The organism is Rhodococcus sp. Leaf278 (assembly GCF_001426085.1).
Taxonomy (GTDB): Bacteria; Actinomycetota; Actinomycetes; order Mycobacteriales; family Mycobacteriaceae; genus Rhodococcoides.
On the sequence record NZ_LMRR01000031.1, the window covers coordinates 1 to 11,012 of the forward strand.

Consider the following 11,012-nt stretch of genomic DNA (forward strand, 5'->3'; position numbering starts at 1 on the left):
AGCACCGACCAGTTCTGCGGGTACCGCCTCATGTGAGGAAGTCCCTGCGGTAATTCTGCGGTCGCCGATCAGGTGCGTACGACGGCGAGATCGAGAACGACGACGATTCGAGACCGCCCTTGGCGGGCAGTGGTGTGAGGTCCGCGATTTCGCTCGGCGTGAAGTACACCAGTGACGATGCGTCCGGAGCGAGATCGAACTCGGTCGTCTCCTCGGGGAACTGCATTGACTTCACGCCGAGGCCTCGTCGGAAGTTCGTCAGTGCGCGGATGACCGCTACCGACATCACACCGATCATCACGTCTCGGTCGAGCAGACCTTCCGCGAGACCGTGATCGAGGTCCAGCCCGGACGTGCGGCGCACGTCGTTGCGGGCCTTCCCGGACGCGAACCGTATGAGGAACTGAAGTTGCTTCAGCTCCGGTGAGTTCGCGTCCTCGGGAAAGCTCTCCTGGCTGGCGTCACGAATGTGGTCGACGGTGATCAGCGGCTCCGTCGACGCCATCGGTCAGTCYCCGATGGACGACGACGAATCGTCAGCGGCCGAGTCGGCGTTGTCGCCGTCACCCGACGAATCCGCGTCGTCGCCACTGCTGTCGCCGGCGCTGTCAGCTTCTCCGTTGGTGTCGCCACCGGTGGAGTCGGAGCCAGCCGCGGYATCGGCGGACGCGGCGGTCGTCGCCTTGCGCGGTGCCGCCTTCTTCGCCGCAGCCTTCTTCGCAGCTGTCGCCTTTGCMGCGATCACCGGCGGCTCGTCCCAGACGGTCGGATTGGTGATCGCCTTGACCGCCCAMTCCGGCACTTCGTCGCCGGGATGGAAGACGTGGTACGTCCCGTCCTCGTCCGGAACATGCACGATCGTCGTGAGATTCGCCATCAGAGCACCTTCGCAATCATCGTCGCGTTGGAGTTGCCGAGGATCGGCAGACCAATGCCCGACGCCTTCGTCCAACGCTGAATCGGATCGGGGTTGATGTACGAGCCAACGACAACGCTGCTGCAGACCAATGACTTTCATGAGGAGGAACAAGAGCGAGTGATCGGGCGCAGCAAGGGATCCGGTGCCCCACTCGGCCAGAAGGACGAGTTCGACGCACTCGACTTCTTCGCAATCATCGTCGCGTTGGAGTTGCCGAGGATCGGCAGACCAATGCCCGACGCCTTCGTCCAACGCTGAATCGGATCGGGGTTGATGTACGAGCCAACGACAACACCCGGCGCTTCGGTGGCGTCGATGTTGTAGTCGGACTCGATCGCCTCGGCCGTAATGCCCCACAGGGTTTCGCCGAGCTTGGCACCGTTCGAGGCGATGTACAGAACTCGGTCGTCCGGGATCAGACGCACCGTGTTGCCGTTGTAGTCCTCGACCTGCGCATCGAAGATCTCGAACGGCGGGTGCCCGAACGAGGTGAACAAGGCGTTGACCTGTTCACGAGTGACGATTCCCTGCGTCGCACCGGGAGCCAGGCACATCGCCTTGATCACCGGGTTACGCATGAGCGTGGACATCACGCGCTGCGAGGTGATCGCACGAGCCGGGTTGCCCGAGTTCAGAAGTCGGAAGACCGTGAACCACGACTCCTGATCGAGAACCGGATCGGCCGCACCGGACCACAAGGTCGCCGCGGTGACCGAGTGACCCGCCGAACGCTGGAAATCGGCCTCCACTTCGAGGCCGTCCTGCGCGAGGGAGACCTTGCTGGTCACGACCGCCTGAGCCTTGGCCATGATCATTCGGGTCTTGAGCGCCTCGGCCAACTCGACGGCATCGTTGAGGATGATGTCGAGAATCGCGCTGTCCGCCTTGCGTAGTCGCAACCGGTCGTACTCACCGAGGATGCGCTTCTCCGAGATCGGAGGAAGCTCCCCGGAGATCCGCGCCACGCCCTTGCGTGCGGACTGCGGAGCCTCGGTATCGAACGTGCGGAACTTCGCGGCACGTCGCAGACCGAGCTGGGTGATGTTCGCCCGGAAGTCGACGTCGTCGATCAGGGTGTCCGGGAGCAGATCGTCGATGAGCGCCAGATCGTTGATCGGACGGTCCTTCAACGCCTCTCGGACGTAGCCGGACAGTTCGGCGGGAGAAATGTAGTCGCTGTTGAGTACCAGAGCCACCATTGCTGTTCAGCCCCTTCCTAGAAGTATCGGATGTCGCGTGCAGTTGCCTGCCCCGCGGTGTTGACGGACTGCGGCAGCTTCGCGGTGACGACCGCGCCATGCCAGTACAAAGCRCCGGCGACGACCGTGAGGCCGGCCGGAACCTTCACCGCGGTGTACAGGTGACCCTCGATCGGGTCGGCGTCGCCGTCGGTCCGGAGTCCRTAGCGAGCGCCGATCTTCTTGAGCGCGTAYCCGGACTTGATCCAGCCGTCGACGACCTTGCCCGCGAACGACGCGACGTCGATGTTGATCGGACGCGCGGTCTCGGTGCCGTGTGCAGTGGCGAGCCACGACCGATCGTCCTGGCCGAAWTCTTCGCGCTTGACGTTGAGATCCATGTGAATGTCCCTCCTTCAGAGGTCAGTTCGATTAGGTGGTTTTCTTCTTCTTGGCCTCGTACAGCGAGCGGCCGGCAGACACAGTGCCGGTCGCTTCACGACCACCACCGCCCTGCCTGCGGTCACCCTTGGGTGTCCGCCTTCTCTTCKGGTCGCCGCTTTGCGCGGCCAAATACGGCTTCCGCTTGACCAGGTCGTCGATCGCATCTTCGATCTCGTCCTCGTCCACTTCGCCGTCTTCACCGACATCGAACTGATCGAGGTCGAGAAANATACGGCTTCCGCTTGACCAGGTCGTCGATCGCATCTTCGATCTCGTCCTCGTCCACTTCGCCGTCTTCACCGACATCGAACTGATCGAGGTCGAGAAACTTGATTGCGTCGGCAGGATCGTTGAGTTTGCCCGCGGCAGCTGCCCGCACTTCCGAACGCAGAATCCGTGAATTGGCCTTGGCGAGAATGTCTCGCTCCGCCTCTTTGGCCTTGTCGTCCACTGCTGCAGCAGAGTTCTTCGCTTCGGCCGCCCGTCGGCGTGCCCGCTCGTTGCGCAGCTTCTCCTTCATGGCAGCGAGAGCGCGTTCACCCTTCGGCCCCAACTTCTTGTCGTCCGGGTCGTCTTTGTCGTCGTCGGGATCGTCCTTGTCGTTGACGTCATCTTTGTCGTCGTCGGGATCGTCCTTGTCGTCGTCCGGATCGCCGGAGTCGTCAGGGTCGTCCTTGTCGTCGGGATCGTCTCGGTCCATCTGCTGCTGCAACGGCTGCTCCGACCACACGGCCGGCTGGCGGCCACGTGTGAGGAACGAGGCGAACATTTCGTCGGACAGGATGGTTCTGCGCATGAGCGGTTTCTCCTAGTGGTGCGCCCCGTGCGGGCAGCGAGACCTGCCCACTGCGGGTCAGGCGGAATAGGCCCGTGCATGGCACGGGCATGAGAAAGGCCCCGACCGCAGTTGCGTTCGGGGCCTTGCAAAGTCAGTCAGTAGATGACGTCGGGATCGTTAGGGATGTCCGGATACGGCGGATGCTCGCCGGCCACTCGAGGTGACGGGATAAGGAACCACGCGGCACCGAACAGTTCGGACGGTGTCCGCACTCCGCGAACGCCCGGCCCGACCGGAGTCAGTGGGTACACGAACTGGCTGAGATCAGCGAGCTCGTAACTGGTCTCAGGATCAGCGGTGAAATCGATACCGCCGGTGGACTCGAGCCACCGCTCCGGGTCCGTCTGAGATGTCACTTTCCAGGTCATAGAAGCGCCATCACCCCGATCACGAATTCCTGTAGCTGACTGGACTTGTCGAACTCACCAGTGGTGTTGCTGCGTCCGAACGTGTCCTGCAAACCTACCTGGAACACTTCCGCAGGACGGCGTGCCGGATCGGCCATCGTGGAATCGTCGGCGTACGACTTGCCTGCGTACCGATCCTTCCATTGGTCCTCATAGCCAACCTCGTCGGCAAGTTCCGCGTCCTTGGGATACACGCGGCTGAGCGGTTCGAGGACTCCGCTCTTCGTGGACCGGGAGCGAAGCAGGGCGAACTCCAACTGAGTGAGCCCGTCGATTTTCGATTCCATGCGGTGACCGAGTTCGTGCGCCATGATCTCGTCGGGATACGAATCGAAACCTCCACGGTAGTTCGGCTTCACGTCGGTTGCGTCAGCAGCGATGTAGTCGTGGTTGGCCGAGTAGAAGGCCCGATCCGCCTTGCCGATATCCAATCGGCCAGCAGATGCAGTTCGCAACCAATCTGCGGGAAAGATCGACTCAGCTCGACGCAGAGAAGCTAAACCTTCTGCATTGCCCGCTGTGGCACTCGATACCCCGAAATCGGCAATTACTGCCGGCTGCTTCACACCACCGATTTGACGAATCTCTCGCAGTGTTTCCAGGACGACCTCCTGCTCCCGCTTGGCTACGAGCTTGAGGATCTCGTTTCGGCGCGGAGCGAAAGCACCACCGCTCGCAATGAGTTCCTTCTCCTCGGCCAGTAATCGCCTGACCTGCTTGTCCTTTGCAATTCGTGTCATTGCATCGGCTCGAACGGCGCGACCGACAGACAACGTCGAGTCGAGGTGCCGTTGCAGCTTCTCAGGGACCAGCTTCGCCCCGTTACGATCCTTGGGGTACTTGATCGTGGTGTCGAGCCATCCGGCTCTATCCACCGGCAAAGACGCCTTTGCGGACGCGAGGATGTCACGCGTGGCCGGCGACAGGATGCGCGAAGCGTTGAACTTCTTCTCCGCTGCCAGCCACTTCTTCACGTCGGCGGTGTACTTTTTCTCGGCCCCGAGCCATTTCCTGACGTCAGCCTTGTACTTGTCCTCGGCTGCGAGCCAATCGGCCATGGCATCGAGATCGACCATGGGCGGCTTCACAGGCACCGGCGGCTTGACGACCCCATCGAGATCCGGCACTAGGCCGATCCGTGAACCAACGCCCGAACGAGGACCCGATCGATCGAGGACGTAGCCGTTCAATCGGAGCAGGCGAAGCGCCTCGTCGCGATCTCCACCGGACAGTTCGTAGATGTCCTCGGGCATCAGGCGAGGTGTCGTCTCCGGAGTCCTGCCACGACGTCGTATCAGCTTTCCTGCGACGCCGCGCTTGGTGACACCTTCGGTCGTGGTGAACAGGCTCTGCCCATACACATCACGCCGAATGAGTCGACCCGCGGTGGCGAGGCCGTGTGCACCACGTCGTGCGTTGACGACCTGCCCGATGTCCGCACCCTCGCGAATGGCCTGCGCGCCCGCGAGAGTGAAGATCTTGTCCTGCATCCGTGGATCGAGTGAGGCGAAGTAATCCATCGGGTCGGTGCGAAGGTCTTCGGCGATGTCCTCCGTCGACGCTATGTGCCGGCAATCGCAGAGCGGGTGCCGAAGGAAGCCGCTGCTGAATCGGTAGAACCGGCCCGCCAGTACCGCGCACCGCGAGCACGACGGCGGATTGAGCATGCGCACGTACCCGACATCCGGACGCACCGTCACGCCGAGACCGGTCGCGACCCGGTTGGCGTCGGCCACCTGTGTCTGCACCCGGAGCTGCGTCATACGCAGCCCTGTTTCCCAAGCCGCCGACAACACATCCGGGCCGACCGGGTTACCGCGCTCGACTACTTCCTTGATTTCGCTCTTCGCCGTGATGATCGGCGAATACATGAGCGTGTCCAGGGCCCGTCCGTCGGAGGCAACTCCGATCAGTCCTTCCGGATCGACCTGCGCGATCGGCTCGACGATGTTGCCGAGGGCACCGAGTGTGTCCTCGACGTACGCATCGGTTCCGGCCACCGACGCCTGCTGGCCGGCAGTGACCACACCAACAAGCCGATCGACGTTGTCGGCGAACCACGCATCGAAATCGCGTGGCGGCCGACGACCCCAAATCTCCGTTGCCGCTTCGATGACATCGTTCTGGATGCCCTGCTGGCGAAGGTAACTGTCAGCTGCCGGTTCCGGAATCATCGATGTCTCCCGGGGTGCGTTTGGGTACCTCGGTCAACTGGCGATTCAGGCGGTCCAGCACCGGATCACTCTCGGCCGCGAAATAGCGACGCTCGCGGTTCTTCCGGTTCTCGTCCCACCCGAGCTCGTCCCACGATCCCTCGCGGGAGTACACCGGAGTGCCGCCGTTGAGCTTCTGAATGTGGGTTCTTCCGGTTCTCGTCCCACCCGAGCTCGTCCCACGATCCCTCGCGGGAGTACACCGGAGTGCCGCCGTTGAGCTTCTGAATGTGGTCCGCTTCCTCGGCCTTCGTCGATGTGCCGGGATCGATCCACTCGACCTTGATCGCCGTGCCCTTGTCAGGCCACTCGCCTGTGCGAAACCGCTCCTCGAGCGCCATGGCCCAGCCGATGCCGGTGCCCTGGCTCTCGTTCTTCTCGTCGGCGTTGCCGTTGATGCGTGACTCGTCGGCTCGAATCGCACCTTCAGCTGCCGGGTTGGCGGTGTTCTGACCGAAGTACCGCATCGGCAGNCTTCTCGTCGGCGTTGCCGTTGATGCGTGACTCGTCGGCTCGAATCGCACCTTCAGCTGCCGGGTTGGCGGTGTTCTGACCGAAGTACCGCATCGGCAGGCCCGTCACCGACGATCCGAGACCGGCGTACAGCTTCACCGTGTCGTGGAAGTTCCGCAGATCCGACGCCGAGAACTGCCCGAATGCCGCGTCCTTCGGTCCCTTGGCAGTTGCTGCCATGGCCGTGAAGTACGACTCCCACACCGGGATCGGCTGGCCCTCTTCGTCGACGAAGTCGCCCTTCGTCGCGCCGAGCAACCACTTGCCGGGCGTGCCGTGGGTCTCCTGCGCAACCTGCATGTTCGCCAGAGTGCGGGCGCACGCGTCGGTCAGACCCATGATGTCTTTCATCTCGGTCGTGCCCGTCCACTTGCCCAGACGGCGACGGTTCAGGAACAGCACCACCGGGATGACACCGAGGTCGTGTTGGTCGACGGCGTCGTTGTCGTCTTCGTTCTCCGCGTCGCCGCCGACCTCGTCGTATTGCCAACCTCGCGGGCCCGCAATCACCTGGATCGTCTGGTCGGGAAGGAACAACGTTCCGACCCGGTCGCCGTCCTCGGTGCGGAACTGCCGGAACGCGGCGGACATTCGTCGACGACGCTGGTCGATCAGGCAGGACATCTGCAACGGGGACTCGACCGAGATCAACGGGTGATCGGGGTCGTCCTCGTTGGTGCCGACCGTCATGTAGCACCGGCCGTAGATCATCGTTTCCTTGTTCAGGAGTCGGATCTCGGATGCCAGGTTGTTGACGTCGAAGCTCTCTTGTAGTGCTACGTCCTTGCGGGACACCCGCGGGGCGAGCTCGTTGCCTTCCTCGTCGATGACGGCCTCGGCCTTCGAGTCCCGGCGTATCAGCGACTTGATCCGCTGTCGGCGCGCGATCTCCTCGACATACATTCGAGGCCAGTTCGCGATGGTCTCGAACATCCGCAATTCCGGTGGCACCGCGATGCCGAGCTGCTTGACCCGTTGATCGCCCTCGAAGTACAGATCGTGCAGTCGATCGGCCGGCTGAAGGCGGGACAGGCTCGCGTTCATCTTGCCGATCAGGTCCCGGTGGTCCGAAGACAGGGNCGAGGCCAGTTCGCGATGGTCTCGAACATCCGCAATTCCGGTGGCACCGCGATGCCGAGCTGCTTGACCCGTTGATCGCCCTCGAAGTACAGATCGTGCAGTCGATCGGCCGGCTGGAGGCGAGACAGGCTCGCGTTCATCTTGCCGATCAGGTCCCGGTGGTCCGAAGACAGGGTCGTACGCAGAATCGGTGCTGTCACAACCCCTCCTTCATTTTCGATTGCGGAAAAAGAACACWCGCTGGTCGACCGGATCCGGCCAGCCMGCGACCAACGCATCTTGTGTGGCYTCGTTGGCGAGGACCGTGGCCACCGCSGCGTCGATCTTGCGGTGATGCTCGCCCACCGGCTTACGGATGCCGTGCCGCTGCGAYGGCATCGGCACGTTGCGTGCGTTCAGGACATGGCGGGTGGTGATCGGGCACCCGTCGTGCGTCATTCGCTTGCTGCGTARRTCGGTYTCGCACCGCAGCAGCGCTTCGTGCATCTGACGTGGCCGGTTGGTCTGCCACTCGAACACCTTGTCCGCGCCGTASGTCACCGACCACGACCCGATCTCGGAGTAGTAACCCTCGGGGTCGCAGTACATCCGGACGACATCCCAGCGGTCGAAGATGTGCTCCACTGCGACTTCGAGCTGATCGCGTGGGATCTGGCCGCCGTACTCTGCCGGATTCCAGATTGTCGGCCGCAGTGCACGTTCGTCGCCGTAGCGCGGCGTGAACGAGTAGCCCTCCTTCGTCTGCGCCCGGATCGCTGTCCAGTCGTTGGACTCCGAGCCGTCGAAGCCGACGCAGATCTGAGTGCCGGCCTTGGGATTCGGCAACCACAGTCGCTCAGGCCCTCGCATACGCACCGTCCCAGACATCCTGATCCATCCAGGCACNACCGACGCAGATCTGAGTGCCGGCCTTGGGATTCGGCAACCACAGTCGCTCAGGCCCTCGCATACGCACCGTCCCAGACATCCTGATCCATCCAGGCACCCACACCCTGAACGAGGCGATTGCCGAACCAGCGCTCCGCTTTCGGTGGATCGGTCTCCGAAATCTCCTCGGCCTCAGCGTCGATCGATTCGATCGAGATCCACGGGCAACCCGCGTACACGAATCGCAGCAGTTCGCGACGTTCTTTCCTGTTCTCCCAACGCAACCCGGTCGGTGGCATCCGGTAAAACTTGAATACGTCTTTCATGCGCGATTCGTAGGTCCGCTGCGCATACGAGTGTTGAGCTGGATTCCAACAGTTCGTGGTTTCCATCGTGCGGCCCTGCATACCGGCCGCACCTCGACGTTGCGCATCAGCGACCTCGACGAGCTTGTTCTCTTTCGTGTATAGCCCGGTCTCGTCGTTGAGCACGAACGAGACGCGCTTTCCGATGCGAGACAGTGCATTCGAGGTGACCTTCTCCACCATCGAGTCGCGGGCATTGCCCGGCAACCTGATGAAGTTCTCCCGGATCCCCATCATCTCCGAGAGCGGGCCGTTCTCGATCATCGTCGTCAACGGTCCGTAGACGTTGTCGACCTGATCTTCCGACGTCGCGGTCAACTGAATGATCGGCGTCGGCCACGGCATACCCATCGGCTCGCCGGGGTTGTAGGCATGCTCGAAACCGCAGCCACACCCGAAGTCCGAGCACGCGTACCCGTCGCCAGCCTCGGCCCAACCCGCGAACAACGTTGGCCCCACAGCCTCGCCCGCGATGACCGCCGCCGACCACGGACCCTTGCCCGACTTCTGCGGACCGACGATCTGCGACCGCCGATACGTGAACGCCTGGTTGAGCATCGGCTTGCGCGGCTGCCACCGAGCGGACTTCTTCACCCGGTAGTGGTTTGCGGTGCACCAGAACTGCCAGTCGGCCATGACGAACGGATCCCCGACGTTAAATCCGTCGGGGATCGAGCAGTGCGCCTGATACCAGGGGTCGAGAACGTCAGCGAGGGTGGGAAAGTCGACGGCGTACGACTCAGTCGCTGCCATCGGACCGGACTACACCACGCAACCGGCGACCGGTTCCCGTTGTGCGTTCGATGACCTTGCCCGCGGCACGCTGTTTTGCCGGCGGCGACTCCGGAACGATCTGATCCTTGGGCACGATCACCCAGCCGTTCTCCTTCAGACCAGACGGCGTCAGACCGATCTGGTCAGCGAGGCGCAGCGCAGCGGACGCGACAGCGGCCGGCGCTTCCGGATCTTCCATCTTCACGGTCCAGCGCACCCACATCGCGATCGTCCGGAACCGGTATGGCTCGCGAATCCACTGCGCTGCCTGCGGAGTCGTCCAAGCTTCGGCCCACACGAGGCCTTCGCGCTCAGTGGCATCGGGCAGGAACTCCGACAGCGGAGGGAAGTCGTCGCTGTACCCCTCGACCGGTAGGCGAGTTGCCTTCAGATCGCGGGCATCCGAACGAGCCGAGTACATCGACGGCTTCGGCCCGGACCTGCTGCGTGCACCTCCGTGATTCGACATCGCCACCAACTCCTACGTTCGGCAGTGCGCCGAACAGACACCGCAGCAGTGTGCCGCGGGAGAAACGATCAGAACCACCCCATACGGTGGGCCAACTTGCGAACCGCCGACGCGATCAAGTTGTGGACCCGGTCTCTCATTTCGGGGGTGTCCCGATGAACCGGACCTCATCGGCGCAAATAGGGACCCGCACAACCTGAATCGGGCCGAAGCTGCGCGCTTCCAGCGGAAACTCGTCCGACACGGGAAACGGGAATTGCTGACCGTCGACTGTCAGAGTTCGTCGCTCGTAGTCCGCAACAATGCGTCGCGGGATTACCGGGGTCTCGATGTAGCGCTCGATGAACGAGTTGTCGTCGAGCACTCTCCATCCGTCCTCGGTGAGAACGACCCACGACCTCTTCTCGACGCGTTCGACGAGAATGTTTCCGTCCGGTGTGCGCGTGCGTAAGTGCAGTTCACTCGGGCTCGCCGGGCAACCGTCCTCACCGGGTTCGTTGTCGATCGCGGGGTGCGCTTCCGTCCACGACGCCTCACCGCCGAGACCGAACACCCACTCGACTATCTCGCGGCCCGACTCGGACGTTCCGTAGTACGGCTTGGCCCTGACTGTTGAGAATCGAGCGGTAAATCGCGTGGGTTCCTTCTGCGCTGGCATGTCGCAGTTTCCTTTCAGTATTGAGGTTGTTTGCCGAACAGTCGAGCGATCCGCGCCTTCTCGGCGGCCTTCTCTTGACTGAACTCCAAACCTGGATTCATCCACGTCTCCACCATCCGCAGATACTCCGCGTCGGATGGCCGGCGAATCGGGCGCTCGAACATCGGCAACAAGCCTCCGTGTTTTTTTGGAACTTCTTGAACCCTCCGCACCTCGGAGAGCCCTCCCCCACGGCGAACCTCGAGGAGCGGGGCCTAGGGGCACCCCCCTGGGGTGCATCGCCGCAG

At 62.8% G+C, this 11,012-nt stretch carries 10 protein-coding genes and 4 pseudogenes; all 14 read right to left on the reverse strand.

The features are described 5' to 3' along the window. Positions 1-28 precede the first annotated feature (28 nt). Entirely contained in the window at positions 29-505 is a 477-nt protein-coding gene (locus ASG84_RS18885) for a hypothetical protein (protein ID WP_057478569.1), read from the reverse strand. Between the two features lie 3 nt (positions 506-508). Beyond that, the gene (locus ASG84_RS18890; protein ID WP_057478570.1) at positions 509-877 is read right to left on the reverse strand and encodes a hypothetical protein; all 369 of its coding nucleotides are present in this window, start codon (positions 875-877) and stop codon (positions 509-511) included. Between the two features lie 287 nt (positions 878-1,164). Then, a pseudogene (locus ASG84_RS28330) lies at positions 1,165-2,118 on the reverse strand (major capsid protein); the annotation flags it as partial. Between the two features lie 17 nt (positions 2,119-2,135). Further along, positions 2,136-2,498, reverse strand: a complete 363-nt coding sequence (locus ASG84_RS18900) for a hypothetical protein (RefSeq protein WP_057478571.1) — start codon at positions 2,496-2,498, stop codon at positions 2,136-2,138. Between the two features lie 31 nt (positions 2,499-2,529). After that, positions 2,530-2,769, reverse strand: a pseudogene (locus ASG84_RS18905) (hypothetical protein); the annotation flags it as partial. A 705-nt stretch (positions 2,770-3,474) separates the two neighbouring features. Further along, positions 3,475-3,735 carry a hypothetical protein gene (locus ASG84_RS18915; RefSeq protein WP_156399611.1) on the reverse strand — a complete coding sequence of 87 codons (261 nt, stop codon included), beginning with the start codon at positions 3,733-3,735 and terminating at the stop codon, positions 3,475-3,477. Between the two features lie 8 nt (positions 3,736-3,743). After that, positions 3,744-5,960: a hypothetical protein gene (locus tag ASG84_RS27990; protein WP_057478575.1), complete on the reverse strand. Its 2,217-nt coding sequence runs from the start codon at positions 5,958-5,960 to the stop codon at positions 3,744-3,746. A 65-nt stretch (positions 5,961-6,025) separates the two neighbouring features. Beyond that, a pseudogene (locus ASG84_RS18925) lies at positions 6,026-6,472 on the reverse strand (hypothetical protein); the annotation flags it as partial. Position 6,473: 1 nt separating this feature from the next. Beyond that, a pseudogene (locus tag ASG84_RS18930) lies at positions 6,474-7,556 on the reverse strand (phage portal protein); the annotation flags it as partial. A gap of 246 nt (positions 7,557-7,802) precedes the next feature. Further along, on the reverse strand, positions 7,803-8,477 hold a 675-nt coding region (locus tag ASG84_RS18940), incomplete at its 5' end, for a hypothetical protein (RefSeq protein ID WP_327213086.1). Between the two features lie 50 nt (positions 8,478-8,527). Then, positions 8,528-9,577, reverse strand: coding sequence for a hypothetical protein (locus tag ASG84_RS18945; protein ID WP_057478579.1), 1,050 nt, complete (start codon positions 9,575-9,577; stop codon positions 8,528-8,530). Then, complete coding sequence (locus ASG84_RS18950) at positions 9,564-10,067, reverse strand: hypothetical protein (protein WP_057478580.1); 504 nt, start codon at positions 10,065-10,067, stop codon at positions 9,564-9,566. Before ASG84_RS18950 ends, ASG84_RS18945 begins: the two co-directional genes overlap by 14 nt. Positions 10,068-10,203: 136 nt before the next feature. Further along, positions 10,204-10,725 carry a hypothetical protein gene (locus ASG84_RS18955; RefSeq protein ID WP_057478581.1) on the reverse strand — a complete coding sequence of 174 codons (522 nt, stop codon included), beginning with the start codon at positions 10,723-10,725 and terminating at the stop codon, positions 10,204-10,206. A gap of 14 nt (positions 10,726-10,739) precedes the next feature. After that, positions 10,740-10,889 (reverse strand): hypothetical protein, encoded by a 150-nt coding sequence (locus ASG84_RS27570; protein ID WP_156399612.1) that lies wholly within the window; start codon positions 10,887-10,889, stop codon positions 10,740-10,742. Between the last annotated feature and the right edge of the window lie 123 nt (positions 10,890-11,012).